We start from the raw sequence: 15,336 nt of genomic DNA, 5'->3' as shown, positions 1-15,336 counted from the left end.
CGTCGCGCCGGTCGAGTGAGGATACGCCTCCATGCTTGTAGTTCATCATCCTGACGAAGCCCGGCACGACCCCGAGCATGTATTCAGAATGGGACGGTTCCTGCCGCAGCCAGATCGTGCGGACCGCTATCGCCTGTTCCTCAGCGAAGCTTGCAAACATGCAAGCGAGGTAGTCGAGGCGCCGCTTTGCGGCACGGAACCTCTGCTGACGGTGCATGATGCGGGCTATGTAGAGTTTCTGCAGACGGTTTGGCAGCGGTGGCGGGCCATCCCGGATGCGGGGCCTGAGGTGGTGCCGAGCGTTCATCCGACGCAACGCATGCACCGCAAACCCAAGGACCTTCTGGGCGAGCTCGGCTGGTATTCGAACTCGACCTCATGTCCGATAGGCGAGGGTACGTATGCTTCGGCCCTCGCCAGCGCGGCAAGTGCGGTTCATGCGGCGGACCGGCTGATGGCCGATGGCGGACCGGCATATGCACTGTGTCGGCCGCCCGGCCATCATGCTTATCGCGATCTGATGAGCGGCGTGTGTTTCTTTAACAACGCGGCAATCGCGGCGCGCCGGCTTTCCCAGGCTATGGGGCGGGTTGCGTTAATCGACATCGATGTGCATCACGGCAATGGCACTCAGGACATCTTCTGGTCCGACAGCAATGTGTTTTTTGCCTCACTGCACGTCGATCCCGATTTCGGACCGCCATACTATGCGGGCTATGCCGATGAAACAGGTGGAGACGAAGCACGGGGTCTCAATCTCAACAAGCCGCTGCCGGTCGGCACTGACGACCGGGCCTATCTTGCCGCTTTTGACGAGGTGCTTGCGAGCGTGGCTCGGTTTGCACCAAAAGCTATCGTGGTCTCTGCCGGGCTTGATGCATCTGCCTACGACCCTGTCCAAACCTTCCGGCTCAGCAATGAGGCCTTTGGTGAAATTTCAGGGCGACTTGCCGCGACGGGGCTGCCTGTACTGCTTGTTCAGGAAGGCGGTTATCTCAGTCCAAATCTGGCCGCGTGTCTCGGGGCATTCCTGGGCGGTTTTGGCGGCTAGGCCAGGATGACGTCAACAGATCGATATTCCGTGGCGGGTGCTCCGGTAGGTGTTGCGTTGATGGCCGCAGCAACGGTCTTTTTGTGGGCGAGTATTTTTCCGCTTACACGCTATAGCCTCCAGTGGTTCGGCCCGCTTGAGCTGGTAACGCTGCGCATGATCATCACAGGCGCGGCTCTGGCGGCGGCATTTGCTTTCACGCGGCCGAGATTGCCAAAACCCAAAGAGTTCGCCGCGCTTGCCTTCTGCGCGTTCTTTGGTGTGGCGCTCTACAATATATTCCTGTCTTGGGGGCTTGTGACCCTGAGCGCCGGAGCCGCCAGTTTTCTCACCAACACCATTCCAATCTTTGCGGCGCTGCTGTCCTTCGCGGTCAATGCCGAACGTCCGGGATGGAAAGTGGTCGCTGGCATGCTGTTGGCGTTCGTTGGGGTTGTGATTCTGGCTTCCGGTCAGCCTGGCGGCTTTTCGTTCGGTTCAGGTACCATGCTGGTGCTGGCGGGAGCCCTTTGTTCGGCCATCTATATCGTATTGCAGCGGCGGCTGGTCCACTCATTCACGCCGTTCGAGACTGCCGGATGGCTGATGGTTCTGGGCGCCGTGTTTTTGCTGCCATTCTCGCCGGATGCCGTTAACGCAGCGGTCGAGGCGCCCGGCTACGCCGTGCTGATCGTTTTCGTGCTCGCTCTGTTGCCGGGAGCCCTTGGCCAGATTACCTGGCTTAGGGTTTTGAAGGCGATTCCGGCCGGCCGCGCTGCAACGCTTTTGTTCCTTATTCCTCCGCTGGCGACGGCAATAGGCGTGCTCTTTCTCGGCGAGACGGTTTCGGCAAGCATGCTTGCCGGTGGCGTGATCGCGCTCGCTGGTGTAGCGGTTGTGCATTGGAGCGACGGACCGGGTCGAACCGGCTGATCCCGAATCGGGCTGGTCACCCTCGCTCTGCCATGTCCGTGTACTGCAGGGGAATGATGGCTAAACGACAGCGGAATATTGATCCGGCGCAACGCCAACGGGCTAAAGGAACCAGTGTTGGTGAAGCCTACGAAAGACTGAGGTCGGACATCCTCGACCTGACGCTCGAACCAGGCGCCTTTTTGGACGAGCGCGAGCAAGTTGCACGCCTTAATTTATCGCGCACGCCAATTCATGAAGCCTTTGTGCGATTGGCTGCCGATGGCCTCATTATCATGCAACCCAACCGGCAGGCGCAGGTCGCTCCCCTGGATATGCGCGAACTTCCACTTTACGTGGAGGCGGTGGATCTGGCCCATCGCACGGTCGTCAACTTGGCTGCCCGCAGGCGTGAACCGGCTGATTTGGAGGCAATGACGGAAGCGGCCGCTGCCTTCGAGACGGCAATAGCAAGTGGCGATCCCCTTAGTTTGACCGAGTCAAACCGCCGGTTTCATTCGGCTGTCGCTGCAGCCTGCCACAATCCGTATCTTTTCGCGCACTACGATCACCTGCTGACCCTGGGTTTGCGGATTTTGCGCAGCCGCCATATTTACGGCCGGACCGACAGTCCGGATCTGAAACGTCAGGCCGAAGACCATCGCCAGATCATAAAGGCAATATCAGACGGAGATGCGGGCGCTGCCGAGAAGCTTGCTCACAATCATACAAAACTCTTTGTCGACCGCTATGTGAGCAGTCTTCAGGAGAACCTGACTGCAGGGATCTCGATTAAAGCCTGACGGCCGGTTGTCAGCTTGCGAGCCGTAGAAACGTCGGTCAGCTGATCCCGGCCCATCTGTTGTCGCCGACGCGTCTGCCTAACTCGCGCGCGCAGCTCAATAGCGCGTCGATCATCTGTTTGTCGGCATCGTCGGCCATGGCGAAAACCGGGTATGAAAGACCGATGGCGATCGAGCGGCCGCTGACGGCCTCGCGTATCCCGACAGCCATGGCATTGACCCCCTCGAACAACTCCTGATCCGAACGTGCAATACCGCTCTCGCGTGCCGCCGCGAGCTTTCCAAGCAATGCATCGATATCGGTAATGGTCTTGCCGGTACTGGCCGGCATGCCCTGCGCGTAGAGTTCGCGTATCTCGGCGTCGTCCTTGAGCGCAAGGAGAGCCTTGCCGAGCGCCGCGGCGTGGGCGGGCAGGCGCTGTCCGGGTTCAACCGAAAAGTGAATCGGAAAGCTGCCGCGGACCGTCTTCAGCACCACGACCTCGGTTCCCGAAAGCAGGCCGAGCCAGGATGTATGCCCGGTGGTTTCGGACAGCCGCTTCAACTCCGTTTCGCCCTGCGCCACCAGGTCGATATTGCGCCCGAACGATGACGCGAGCTGCAGTGAAAGGATGCCCGGCTGATAGCGCTGGGTGGCCTGATTCTGCTCGATAAGGCCGTCCCGGGCGAGCGACGCCAGAATGCGAGAGGCGGTGCTGCGCGTGACGCCGATATGACGGCCGACTTGCGAAACCGACACCTCGCCGCCCTGTTCTACCATTAATTTCAACGCCTTAACGGCTCTTTCCACTGACTGCATCCGCGTCCCTCGCAGCGTCTCTTGACGGCCACATCAAATTGCGTAACGATATACGCAACATGTTGCATAATACGCAACAGATAATCGAAGTCAAGAGGACAGAATGCTTCGCACAGCAGGCGGCATCATCAGCGATACCCTCAAGGCATACGGGGTGACCTGTGTGTTCGGCATGGAAGACCCGATCCACATCTTCCACACGCTCGATCCGGAGTTCGTACGCATCGTTACCGTGCGCGACGAGAAGCATGCCGCCATCATGGCGCATGGCTATGCCCAGGCGACGGGCCGTCCCGGCATTTGCACTTCGACGTTCGGACCGGGTGCGACCAATCTCATCACCGGATTGCTGGAAGCTGAGCGGTCATCGGTGCCGGTGATTGCGCTGGTGCAGGATCACGGACTTGCGGTGAAGGGAAAACACGCCAGCAGCGCGATGGACCATGAGCGGTCGCTGGCACCGTTCGTGAAGGCGGTCATGCGCATCGATCTTCCCGAGCAGGCCGAAGACGTGATCCGCAAGGCCTTCCGGATATCGACGACCGGGCGGCCCGGTCCTGTCGCCGTGCTCTGCCCGACCGACGTGATGGCTCAGTCGGTTGAGAGCGGCAATATCGTTGGCGATGAGCGTTACACGCATGCGCCGGCAACGCGCTCGCGGCCGCCGCTGGATGATATCGCCAGCGCGGCCGCGCTGCTGAAAAGTGCAAAGCGGCCCATCCTCGTCGCGGGCGGCGGCAGCATTATTTCGGGAGCGGCCAGCGAAATCGTAAGCCTTGCCGAGAAGCTCGACGCGCCCTTGGCGACCACGATGACCGGCCGTGGAACCGTGGCGGATGACCACCCGCTTTCGGTCGGCCCGCTCGGCACCAGCACCGGCGGCCGGCTGGGGCGCGGTCGTGTCGCCAACGAAATGCTGGCTCAGGCCGACGTGGCATTGCTGATGGGCACTCGTACCGGCCAGATCTGCTACAGCGACTGGACGCTGCCGGGGCCGAATACAAAAGTCATCCACCTGGACATCGATCCGGTGGAGGTTGGCCGCAATTTCGAAACTGAGATCGCGCTGGTCGGCGATGTCCGCGAAACGCTGCGTGATCTCGCCCATATCGTCACGAGCAACGGCGCCGGCGATCGGCCTGACCCGCGCCCGGAGATCGAGCGCCTCACCAATGAATGGCTGGCCGACTTCGAACCCGTGGCTGCGAGCAGCGCTCAACCGATCCGGCCGGAACGTCTGCTGAGCGAGATCTCCGCGCTGCTCGACGAGAAGTCGCTTCTGGTCACCGACGCCAGCTACATCACCGGCTGGGCGATGAGCCACATCGACGTTCCTGCGAGCGGCCGTTTCATTCTCTCCCCGCGCGGTACGGGCGGCATTGGCTGGTGCCTACCGGCCGCAATCGGCGCCAAGCTGGCGGACCCTTCCCGCAGTGTGATCTGCATGAGCGGCGACGGCGCATTCGGATATGTCATCAACGAGCTTGAGACGGCCGCCCGGGTCAAAGTTCCCCTGGTTGTCGTTGTATTCAACAACGCCACCCTGGGCTTCCAGCGTCATTGGGAGCAGAAGGTGATGGGCTCCTACCGCGAATGCGATTTTCTCGATGTCGATTATTCGGAAGTCGGCCGGGCGCTGAAGTGCCAGGGCGAACGCGTGACCGACCCCGGCGAAATCAAAGCTGCGATTGAACGCGGACTTGCGGCCAACGCTCCTTATGTCGTCGATGTTGTGATCGATGCGGACGCGACAGCGCCCATTGTCGGCTTCGAGACCGTCCTGGCAGCCGACGCGGCTCACTGAGGAACGATGATGTCGCCGCGGATCGATCCGGAACGCATTGCCAGGCGCATTGAGGCGCTGTCGGGTTTCACCGAACCCGGCCGCCCGTGGACCCGCACCGCGTTTTCGCCGCTCTATGCGGACGCCCGGCAATGGCTGCAGGCCGAGATGCGCTCGCTCGGTTTGAGCACCGAAATCGATGCCGGCGGCAATCTGATCGGCACGTTGCCGGGACAGCGCAACGAGCTGGGTGCACTGGGCCTGGGCTCGCATATCGACACCGTTCCGGACGGCGGCCGTTTCGACGGAATTGCCGGTGTAATTGCCGCGCTGGAGGTCGCCCAGGCGATCAAGGATGCGGGGCTGCATCTACAGCATCCACTCGCGATATTCGATTTTCTGGCGGAGGAGCCGAACCGTTTCGGCCTTTCCTGTGTCGGCAGCCGCGCAATAGCCGGTGAATTGTCGGCGGAGATGCTGCAGGTCGCGTCTCCCGAAGGCGAAACCCTTGCAGAAGGCATCGCCAGAATGGGCGGCGATCCCCGGGAGCTCGACCGGCCGCTTCTTTCACCTGCGCATATGCGGGCCTTCATGGAACTCCATATCGAGCAGGGCATCCGGCTGGAGTCTGAGCAAGACGATGTCGGCATAGTCACCGGCATCGTCGGCATCAGCCGCGCCGAAATTACCTTCTCGGGGCGCGCCGATCATTCGGGCACCACCCCGATGAACCGGCGGCAGGATGCACTGGTGGCGGCAGCGCAGTTTGTTGCCGCGGTCGAGGAGCGGGCGGGCAAGAGCGGCGAAGATGGCCACGTAGCCACTGTCGGCAAAATGCAGGTTTTTCCCAACGCCGCCAATGCGGTTCCCGGGCGGGTGGTGCTGACACTGGAAGTTCGCGCGCTCGGCATGGATACGGTCAACGCGTTCTTTGCCTGGGTGGAGAGCATGGTGGCGAAACTGGAAGCAGAGCGCGGTGTTCGCGGCAGCATCGTTCCCTTGTCGTCCGGTGCGCCGGTCGCGATGGACGAGAGCTTGCGTTTGCGGCTGGCCAAGGCAGCAGCGGATGCCGGTCTCGCAATGCAGGAAATGCCGAGCGGCGGCGGCCATGACACCGCGTTCATGGCGCGCATCTGCCCGGTCGGCATGATCTTCATTCCCTGCCGGGAAGGCAGGAGCCATTGCCCGGAGGAGTGGTCGTCGACGGACCAGATCGCGCGCGGTGCCCGCACATTGCTGAATGCGGTGCTTGCGCTCGACGGCGAGGCAGGCGGTTCCGCGGCGGGCCGGGGCGAAGCGTGACGGTTGAAACGGGAGAGAAGCCGGTGCTCGAAGTAAAAACGATAGATCCATTTTCGAATGACGGTGTCAGCTTGTTTCGCCGTTTGTCGCAGGAACAGATCGACCGCTATGGCCGCGACGGCGGACTGCCCCTGGCGGAACTGGCAAAGCCCGGAGTGATATTCGTTGCCGGCTTTCTGGATGGCGCGGCCGTTGGCTGCGGAGCGGTCGTCCCGCTTGAGGCCGATACCGGCGAATTGAGCAGGATATTTGTCGACTCATCCGCCAGGCGCAACGGCGTCGGGGCCGCGGTCATGAGCGCGCTTGAGGCGAGAGCAGCCGGGCGCTTCAAGCGGCTGGTGCTTGAAACCGGCGTGTCGCAGCCGGAGTCGATCGCACTTTATGAGAAGTGCGGTTACCGCTCGATCCCATGCTGGGGCAAAAGCGCCGACAACCCCAAAAGCCGGTGTTACGAGAAATGCCTGTAGTGCCCGCCAGATCAGGCGATCGCATCCTCGCCAAGGTAGATGCGCACGACCGCTTCGCGCGCGATCTCGGTGACGTCGCCCAGCATCAGGCTGATATGGCGCGACATCAGCGAAACCGCGGCTTCGGTATTGCCCGCCTTGATCTCGGCCAGGATCTGGCCGTGCTCGACCGAGGTGACTGTCTTGCAGTTGTCGCGCTCCAGCGCCACGACGCGCAGGAAACGAATCCTGGAATTGATGTCTCTGAGAAGCCGCAGCGCCTCGGAGTTGCGCGACCCCTGCGCAATCGCTTCGTGAAACTCCTCGTCATGCTCGACAATCTGCCGCGCCGCGAGTTTCGGCCGCTCTTGGAGAAAATCCTGCCACTGCCGTTCCAGCGCTTCGATGTCGCTTTCGGTGGCGCGCTGGCAGAAAAGCCTGACCGACATGGTTTCGATGGCGCCGCGCAGTTCGAACAGCGAGCGGATCGCGTCGATGTCGATAGGCTGACGGTAGAAACCCTTGTTGGGAACCAGCGTCAGAAGCCCTTCGCTGACGAGCCGGTTAAGCGCGGCGCGAACCGGGGTTCGGCTGACGTTCAGCTCGGCAGCGAGTTTGACTTCGTTGACCCGCTCGCCGGGGCGAAAGCCGTATTCGATCGCCTGTTGGCGAAGGATTTCATAGACGCGCAAGCCGGTATCGGCCGATCGGCCCTTGCGGCCTTCGCCCGGGTTGCTGTTATCCGCGCGTTTATCCATCGCCGATGCCAAGCCCTTTTGTGGTGCTGTTGTTCAAATACAGCAACGTGTCAATGACCGCGTATCGAAAAGGAGCGTATCGCACATGCCGCGCGCAAGCTGTCGCGCCGCACGAAACGTCCCCGGTCGGGGCGGGTGTCGCTTTGTATCGCAAAGTGTATTCACTTGGAAGTGTAGTTATGAGTTTTGAATTGCATTTTGATTTGAAGGCGATCAGAATGCCTCTGTCGGCGATGGGTTAGGTTGTCGCCGGGAGAAGAAAATGCGCATTGCCCGCGGCTGGCCGGGACCGGCCTGAGGATGGCTGTGAGGTGAGGTGCTGTTCGACACGCTGAGGTGTCACTTTGGTGGGCGCGGCGGCCCAAAAACGTCGGGAGGATGAACTGTAATGACTAGGAATATTGCAATTACGCTTGGGGCCTGGCTCGTTGCCACTCCGCTCTACGCGCAGGAAGGCGAGTTGGTTCCGGAGGTCCACTTTCTGAGTTGGCCGTCGGCGACCTATGCAAACTTTGCCGAAACCGGAAATTACGTTGCCGAGGAGTGGGAAAAGCTCGGTCTGAGGATCCGCATGGACCAGCAGGCTTTCCCCAACCCAATGCTGCAGATGTGGTTCACCGACCACGAGTTCGACGTGGTTCTGTCGAGCCTGTCTGGCGCACCGCACCGGCTAGAACCCGACTTCTTCACCAATTCGCAGTTCAATTCGGCGAACTCCTCGCCGGGCAGCTGGAACGTCGGCGAATATTCGAACCCTGAGTTCGACAAGCTCGGCAATGAGCAAGTGAAAATCTACGACAACGAGAAGCGTCGTGAGATCATCTACCGGCTTCAGGAAATCCTCGTTGAGGATCAGCCCGACGCTGTCCTGTCCTCGCAGGTGCAGATCTTCGCGGTCAATAAGGACAATATGGAGTTCGACGGCTACGAGCCGAATCCGCAGGGCGTGCGGGCGAACGTCAACCAGATCGACATGCGCTCCAAGCGCGATCAGAACCTGGTCCGTATCGGCTGGACGCTGGAATACAGCGTGCTCAATCCGACCGCGGCGCGCACGATCGAGGAAACCGAAATCGCGGCTCTCCTCTATGACCGCCTTCTGTGGATCGGCGCCGACGGTTCGCTCGATTACCGTCTCGCCGAGAAGATTGAATCGCTCAGCGATACGGAGATCGAGGTAACGATCCGTACCGGCCACACCTTCTCCGACGGAAAGCCGGTGACTGCCGAGGACGTGAAGTTCTCCTTCGACTATATGAAGAAGTGGGAAGCGCCCTATTTCACCCAGCATCTGTCGCGTGTCGAAAAGGTCGAGGTGGTCGATCCGGCGAAAATCCGCTTCACGCTCACCGAGCCTTACGCGCCGTTTATCATGAACACGCTGGGCCAGATGTATGTGCTGCCGAAACATGTCTGGGAGCCGCTGGTCGAAGACCTCGGGATTGAGAATCCGCAGCAATTCGCGAACAACGAGCCGGTCGGCAGCGGACCTTACAAGGTGAAATACCGCCGCGAGGGCACCGAGCTTTATCTCGAGCGCCGCGAGGATCACTTCGACCCGCCGCTCTCGGACCTTCTGTACGTGGTCTATGGCTCGGCCGAAATCGTTACCCAGTCGCTGAAGACCGGTTCGATCGATGTATCGTTCCAGCCGCTGCAGCCAACCGCGGTGGCGGAGCTCGAAAGCGATGAAAGCATCGAGGTGTACGAAGCCCAGTCGAACGGTATCAACTCGCTTCGTTACAAGACCACCGGTCCGGTGTTCTGGAACCGCGATCTGCGTCGGGCGCTTTTCCACGCCATTCCGTATCAGCGCATTGTCGACGAAATCTACGACGGCAAGGCCGCGCTGACGTCGACGCAGATCACCCCGGTCAATGCTTACTGGCACAATCCAAATCTGCCGGCGCCGAAATACGACCTGGAAAAGGCGAGGCAGATCCTGGAAGAAGCCGGCTTCACCTGGGATGCCGAGGGTCGGCTTCACTTCCCGGCGCAATAGCGCCGGGACCGGAAGCCCAGCTAACCACACCTAATCGCCGGATTTGAATGCCATGTTGAAGGCCCAGAATCTCGTAAAGCACTACCCGGTGGTCACCGGACTGCGCTCCCTTTTTTCGGGGGATCGAGCCAGCGTAGTCCACGCCGTCGATGGCGTGGACCTGGAAGTGGCCGCCGGCGAGGTGCTGGGCCTCGCCGGTGAAAGCGGGTGTGGAAAATCGACCACGGGAAAAATGCTGGTCGGACTGGAAAGCCCGACCAGCGGCAGCCTTTCCCTCGACGGCGAGGATTTGCGCGACCTGCACCAGCGCGACCGCAAGGCTTTCTACCGCAAGGTGCAGATGGTGTTTCAGGATCCCTATGGCTCAATCAATCCGAGCCATGATGTCTACACCGTCATTTCGCGGCCGCTTGTCTACCAGGGGATAAAGAACCAGGACGAGATACGCGAGCGTGTCCTGTGGGCCATGCGCCGCGTCGGTCTTACGCCGCCCGAAATCTATCTCGGCAAACACCCGCATCTGTTGAGCGGCGGCCAGCGCCAGCGGCTCTGTATCGCCCGTGCCATCATTCTGAAGCCGAGCTTTCTTGTCGCCGACGAGCCGATCTCGATGCTCGACGTTTCGATCAAATGGGAAATCATCCGGCTGCTGCGCGATCTGGTCGCCGACGAAAAGCTCTCGATGATCTACATCACGCATGATCTGGCGAGTGTGCCGACGATCTGCCAGCGTCTCGCGGTCATGTATATCGGCCGCATCGTCGAGACCGGGCCGACACTCGATATTTTGCGCAAGCCGGCTCATCCCTACACCAGGGCTCTTGTTTCCGCGGTGCCGTCTCCGATACCGGGCAAGAAACGTCAGGCAGTCGAAATCAAGGGCAGCGTTCACAGCGCAATCCGCCTGCCGAAAGGCTGCCGGTTCGCCGACCGGTGCCCGATCGCAGAACAGAAATGTCTCGACGTCGACCCCATGCTCCAGCCGGTCGAGGGCCGGATGGTCGCCTGTCACAAACCGTTTGAGGCCAATTCCGCAGTATCGGCAAAGGGTGTTCCGGCATGAGGCGGTATATCGTTCGACGGCTCGTCCACATGGTCATCACGCTGTTTGCGATGATGACGATCATGTTCTTTATGTTCCGCCTGCTGCCGGGCGATCCGACCATGACCATGATCAGCTCGGCCATGTACCCGAAGGCCCAGGAGGCGATGCGGGCACAGTTTGGCCTCGATAAGCCGCTGATCGAGCAGTATCTGATCTATCTGAAGAACTACTCCACGCTCAATTTCGGTTATTCGTTCCACAGCTCGCGCGAGGTCTCGGAGCTGCTGAGCGGCCGTATCGTCAATACGCTTGTGCTGATCCTGCCGTCGATGATCGTGGCTTACGGTCTTGGCGCGCTGCTGGGAGCGCTGCTCGGCTGGTACCGGGGCGGTCGCTTCGAAACCTCGGTCGTGTTCGTGGCAACCGCGTTGCAGGCAGCGCCGGTTTTCTGGCTCGGCATGCTCGCGATCCTGCTTTTCTCGATCAATCTGGGCTGGTTTCCGCCCGGCCATCTGGTCACGCCGGGCATGTTCCCGGATCAGGATCTGCGCATGTATGTGTCAGCCGATTTCCTGCACCATCTGGCGCTGCCCTTCCTCGTCCACACCGCATATCAGATCTGCTTTCCGCTGCTTCTGATGCGTTCCAGCATGCTGGCAACGATAGGCGAGGATTTTGTCGAGTTCGCCCGCATCAAGGGCCTGCGCGAACGCAAGATCCTGTTTGGCCATGCCGCCCGAAATTCGCTGCTGCCGGTGGCGACGACGATCCCGATGATCCTGAGTTGGGCACTCGCCGGCTCGGTGGTGATCGAAACCGTCTTCTCCTGGCCGGGGCTCGGCAAACTCATGATCGAGGGTGTGCAGCGCTCGGACTTTCCGGTCGTTCAGGCAGCGTTTTTCCTGATCGCGGTGCTCACCATCATCGGCACCTTCACAGCCGACCTTCTTTACGGACTGCTCGACCCGAGGATCGTCTATGACTGACCTGCCCGCCACATTTCGCCGGAAGGCGCCCCGATGACCTGGTTGCGCCATTTTGTGGAAGCCGTGCATCAGACGCGTGCCGGCCGGATCAGCTTCTACGTCGTGCTGGCCTGTATTCTGGTGGCAGTCGTGGGGCCGTGGATCGCTCCCTACGGACCGTTCGAGCGCATTTACGATGTCGATGGCAGGCTGGTGCGCCTGAGCCCGCCGACGGCGGACTACTGGCTGGGCACGACCCTCTATGGCCGCGACGTGTTCAGCCAGATGCTGTGGGGCGCGCGTCCGGCTCTGATTGTCGGTTTCGCCACCGCATTCGGCGTCGTTGCGATCGGTGTGAACATCGGGCTTATTTCCGGCTTCTACGGCGGGCGCATCGATTCACTGATGATGCGCATTACCGACATCTTTCTCGGTCTGCCGTTCCTGCCTTTCATCATCGTTATGCTCGCGATCACCGGGCGCAGCACCACGACGATCATTATCGCGATGACGCTGATCATGTGGCGCTCGGCGGCGCGGGTGATCAGGGCGCAGGTGCTGTCCATCAAACAGGCGCCGTTCGTCGCGGCGGCGCGCACCACCGGCGGCGGCGACTTCAGCATCATCTACCGCGAGATCGCGCCGAATATCATGCCGATTGCGCTGGTGAACGTGGCTTTCTCGCTTGCATGGGCGATCATCACCGAGGCCAGCATCGGCTTCCTGGGCTATGGCGACCCCAAGGCGACAAGCTGGGGTACGATCATCCACGACGCCTATGCCTCGCAGATGATGTACCAGGCGCCGTGGTGGGTCATTCCGCCCGGCATCGCGATCATGATCCTGGTTTCGGCCGTCTATTTCCTCGGCCGCGCCTACGAGCATGTCGTCAATCCGAGGCTGGCCGGACAATGAGTGCGCAGGCAGAAACCAAATCCACGATGCCGCACGTTCTCGATATTCGTGATCTTTGCGTCCGTTTTCGTACAAAACGCGGCATTGCCGACGCGCTCGATCATGTGTCGTTGACGATCCCGCAGGGCTCAAGCGTCGGGCTGGTGGGCGAATCTGGCTGTGGCAAGAGCACGCTGATGAAAGCGGCGATCGACGTTCTGGCCGAGAATGCGGAAGTGACCGCCGGCAGCGTCTATTACCACGATCTCGACCTGCTCGACGCGTCGGCCGAGACCGTGCGCCAGAAGCGCTGGGCGGGTATCTCGATGATAACGCAGAGCGCGCTCAACGCGCTCAACCCGGTGAAGAAAGTCGGCGATCAGATCGTCGAGGCCATCCGCGCGCATCGCAACATGTCGCGCAAGGATGCCTGGGCACGGGCAGAAGAGATGCTGCAGCTGGTCGGCGTCGATCCGAAGCGGGCACGCGAATATCCGCACCAGTTTTCCGGCGGCATGCGCCAGCGCGCCATCATTGCGATGTCGCTGGTGCTGTCGCCCGACCTGGTGCTTGCCGACGAGCCCACGACATCGCTGGATGTTATCGTGCAGGACCAGATCTTCCGCAAGATAAGGTCGCTGCAGGAGGAGCTGGGTTTCTCGCTGCTGCTCGTGACGCACGACCTCGGCGTGGTGATCGAAAACTGCGACCGCATTGCCGTCATGTATGCGGGCCAGGTCGTGGAAGAAGGGCCGGTCGATCAGGTCGTGAACACGCCGTTTCACCCTTACACACTCGGCCTCAAGAACTCGCTGCCGCGCATCGACGCCGTTTCCGAGCCGATTGCCATTCCGGGCGGGCCGCCTGATCCGATCGAGATGCCGAAAGGGTGCCGCTTCGCGCCGCGTTGTCCCTTTGCCCAGGACGAGTGCACGCGGACCAAGCCCGAACTGGTGTCGGTCGGAACCGGGCATCGTGCCGCCTGCATTCGCCACGCGGAAATGCCTGCGCTTCGCGCCGAGGCAGCAAAGATTGAGACATGGGCCAAGGTGGCCGTGAAATCTGAGGAGACTGAAGAATGAAGTTCTATTTCGCCTACGGAACGCTGCTCGGGGAAAAGGCGATGCGTGATTTCGCACCGTCGGCAAAGCCGGTCGGAGTCATGCGACTGGAAGGCTATGAGCTGGGTTTCGGCGAGACGCATGTCGCCGGCAAAGGCGGCTGCTGGCTCAGGCCGGTCGACGGCGGCAGCGTCTACGGTGTTCAGTACGAACTCAGCGATGAGGACATGGAGCGGATGGACAAGGCAAGCGGCATACCCGAGGGACTGTGGGCGCACCTGCCGGTGAGGCTTCTTGATGAAACGGGCAACAGGGTGGAGTCCAATACCTACACGATTCCCGGTACGCCGCCGGCATTCACCCCCGGCGACGATTACCTTGGCAAAATCAAAGCCGGGCTCGAAACCACCAGGCTTCCCGCCGACTATGTTCGCAAGGTCGAGCAGACGCTGGAAGAGGCCGCATAACGTCCGCCGCTCAAGGAGCCTGAGTTGACGGTCTGCTCTCATCTATGTACGGGGCGACAGCTACAGGCGATTTGAATGAGTTGGACTCATGAGCAAGCAGGATGCAGGGGTTCCGGGCCAACGCCGTTTGCCTTCTTATGCACTGCTGCGCAGCTTTGAATGTGCGGCGCGCCACGAGAGTTTCACGCTGGCGGCGGAAGAATTGCACCTGACTCAGAGTGCCGTCAGCCGCCAGGTGAAGGAACTTGAGGAGTTTCTGGGTTTTGCACTGTTTCGCCGCGCTGGCCGGCGGGTGGTGCTGACCGAGGCTGGGCAGCGTTTCGCCGCCCGCCTCGCCAACGACCTGGAGAACCTCAAACAGACGGTGATCGGGGCCATTGCCGCCGGCAGCAGCGGCTCGGTACTTCGGCTAGCCGTACTTCCCACTTTTGCCAGCCGCTGGCTGATACCGAGGCTTGAGAGTTTTTATGTGCGCCATCCTGACATCGAGATCAGCATCACGACGCGGACCGTTCCGTTCGATCTCGAGAAGGAGCGCTTCGATGCCGCGATCCACTTTGGCGACACCGACTGGCCGGGTGCGCGTATGAACAGGCTGTTCGGTGAGAACATGATAGCAGTGGCTTCGCCCTCCTATGTGGAGCGGCACGGGGCCAAGGATCTGCAAAGGTTGATGTCTGCGCCGCTTCTGCACCTGGTAAGCCGGGAGCGCGCATGGGGCGACTGGTTCGCACTCCACGACCTCAGGTCTGACGCCATACAGAGAGGCAAGCGTTTCGATCAGTTCTCGATGATCATAGCGGCTGCAGCGGCCTCGCATGGCGCGGCTTTGCTGCCATCCTATCTGATCGAAAAGGAAATCCAGGCTGGTGACCTGGTGCAGCTGAGCGACCGTGAGCTGACCACCGCAAACAGCTACTACATCGTCAGCGCGGCCGGAGACGCCAATCCTGACGTAGCCATTTTTACACGCTGGCTCATGGCAACGGCCGCAAGAGCAGCATGAAGAAAGGTCAATAAGTCAGTCGCAATTTTCAGTGTTAGAGACCCATTGTAGCGGCTACCCTGC

The 15,336-nt window shown here is 60.9% G+C and carries 15 protein-coding genes; 13 read left to right on the top strand and 2 right to left on the bottom strand.

Annotated elements, in window-relative coordinates; genetic code table 11:
* Window positions 1–31 precede the first annotated feature (31 nt).
* Genes EP165_RS00975 through EP165_RS00965 form a run of 3 tightly spaced genes read left to right on the top strand, consistent with a single transcriptional unit; the run spans window position 32 to window position 2,745 of the window.
* Window positions 32–1,051, top strand: a complete 1,020-nt coding sequence (locus tag EP165_RS00975; RefSeq protein ID WP_127519688.1) for a histone deacetylase family protein — start codon at window positions 32–34, stop codon at window positions 1,049–1,051.
* Between the two features lie 60 nt (window positions 1,052–1,111).
* Entirely contained in the window at window positions 1,112–1,963 is an 852-nt protein-coding gene (locus EP165_RS00970; RefSeq protein WP_164742919.1) for a DMT family transporter, read from the top strand.
* Window positions 1,964–2,019: 56 nt separating this feature from the next.
* The gene (locus tag EP165_RS00965; protein ID WP_164742918.1) at window positions 2,020–2,745 is read left to right on the top strand and encodes a GntR family transcriptional regulator; all 726 of its coding nucleotides are present in this window, start codon (window positions 2,020–2,022) and stop codon (window positions 2,743–2,745) included.
* A 37-nt stretch (window positions 2,746–2,782) separates the two neighbouring features.
* On the opposite strand, the gene EP165_RS00960 is transcribed toward EP165_RS00965, so the two are convergent.
* Window positions 2,783–3,544: an IclR family transcriptional regulator gene (locus tag EP165_RS00960; RefSeq protein WP_127519685.1), complete on the bottom strand. Its 762-nt coding sequence runs from the start codon at window positions 3,542–3,544 to the stop codon at window positions 2,783–2,785.
* A 103-nt stretch (window positions 3,545–3,647) separates the two neighbouring features.
* On the opposite strand from EP165_RS00960, the gene EP165_RS00955 reads away from it, so the two are divergent.
* Genes EP165_RS00955 through EP165_RS00945 form a run of 3 tightly spaced genes read left to right on the top strand, consistent with a single transcriptional unit; the run spans window position 3,648 to window position 7,096 of the window.
* Window positions 3,648–5,348: a thiamine pyrophosphate-binding protein gene (locus tag EP165_RS00955; RefSeq protein WP_127519684.1), complete on the top strand. Its 1,701-nt coding sequence runs from the start codon at window positions 3,648–3,650 to the stop codon at window positions 5,346–5,348.
* Window positions 5,349–5,357: 9 nt separating this feature from the next.
* Window positions 5,358–6,629 (top strand): N-carbamyl-l-glutamate amidohydrolase ErtE, encoded by a 1,272-nt coding sequence (gene ertE, locus EP165_RS00950; RefSeq protein ID WP_206075848.1) that lies wholly within the window; start codon window positions 5,358–5,360, stop codon window positions 6,627–6,629.
* Between the two features lie 23 nt (window positions 6,630–6,652).
* Window positions 6,653–7,096: a GNAT family N-acetyltransferase gene (locus tag EP165_RS00945; RefSeq protein WP_206075847.1), complete on the top strand. Its 444-nt coding sequence runs from the start codon at window positions 6,653–6,655 to the stop codon at window positions 7,094–7,096.
* An 11-nt stretch (window positions 7,097–7,107) separates the two neighbouring features.
* On the opposite strand, the gene EP165_RS00940 is transcribed toward EP165_RS00945, so the two are convergent.
* Window positions 7,108–7,833: a GntR family transcriptional regulator gene (locus tag EP165_RS00940; protein WP_127519682.1), complete on the bottom strand. Its 726-nt coding sequence runs from the start codon at window positions 7,831–7,833 to the stop codon at window positions 7,108–7,110.
* Window positions 7,834–8,221: 388 nt separating this feature from the next.
* Between EP165_RS00940 and EP165_RS00935 the strand changes: the two genes are divergently transcribed.
* From EP165_RS00935 to EP165_RS00905, 7 genes are all read left to right on the top strand, one after another.
* Entirely contained in the window at window positions 8,222–9,835 is a 1,614-nt protein-coding gene (locus tag EP165_RS00935) for an ABC transporter substrate-binding protein (protein ID WP_127519681.1), read from the top strand.
* Between the two features lie 52 nt (window positions 9,836–9,887).
* Window positions 9,888–10,898, top strand: coding sequence for an oligopeptide/dipeptide ABC transporter ATP-binding protein (locus EP165_RS00930; RefSeq protein WP_127519680.1), 1,011 nt, complete (start codon window positions 9,888–9,890; stop codon window positions 10,896–10,898).
* Window positions 10,895–11,866: an ABC transporter permease gene (locus tag EP165_RS00925; RefSeq protein ID WP_127519679.1), complete on the top strand. Its 972-nt coding sequence runs from the start codon at window positions 10,895–10,897 to the stop codon at window positions 11,864–11,866. Before EP165_RS00930 ends, EP165_RS00925 begins: the two co-directional genes overlap by 4 nt.
* Window positions 11,867–11,899: 33 nt before the next feature.
* Window positions 11,900–12,760: an ABC transporter permease gene (locus tag EP165_RS00920; RefSeq protein WP_127519678.1), complete on the top strand. Its 861-nt coding sequence runs from the start codon at window positions 11,900–11,902 to the stop codon at window positions 12,758–12,760.
* The gene (locus EP165_RS00915; protein WP_127519677.1) at window positions 12,757–13,821 is read left to right on the top strand and encodes an ABC transporter ATP-binding protein; all 1,065 of its coding nucleotides are present in this window, start codon (window positions 12,757–12,759) and stop codon (window positions 13,819–13,821) included. Before EP165_RS00920 ends, EP165_RS00915 begins: the two co-directional genes overlap by 4 nt.
* Window positions 13,818–14,267: a gamma-glutamylcyclotransferase family protein gene (locus EP165_RS00910; RefSeq protein WP_127519676.1), complete on the top strand. Its 450-nt coding sequence runs from the start codon at window positions 13,818–13,820 to the stop codon at window positions 14,265–14,267. Before EP165_RS00915 ends, EP165_RS00910 begins: the two co-directional genes overlap by 4 nt.
* Before the next feature lie 88 nt (window positions 14,268–14,355).
* On the top strand, window positions 14,356–15,273 hold the full coding sequence (locus EP165_RS00905) for a LysR substrate-binding domain-containing protein (protein WP_127519675.1): 918 nt from the start codon (window positions 14,356–14,358) through the stop codon (window positions 15,271–15,273).
* Window positions 15,274–15,336: the final 63 nt, after the last annotated feature.

It is taken from the genome of Mesorhizobium sp. Z1-4, assembly GCF_004000235.1.
Taxonomy (GTDB): Bacteria; Pseudomonadota; Alphaproteobacteria; order Rhizobiales; family Rhizobiaceae; genus RCIO01.
This window is presented reverse-complemented; position numbering and strand designations above follow the sequence as displayed.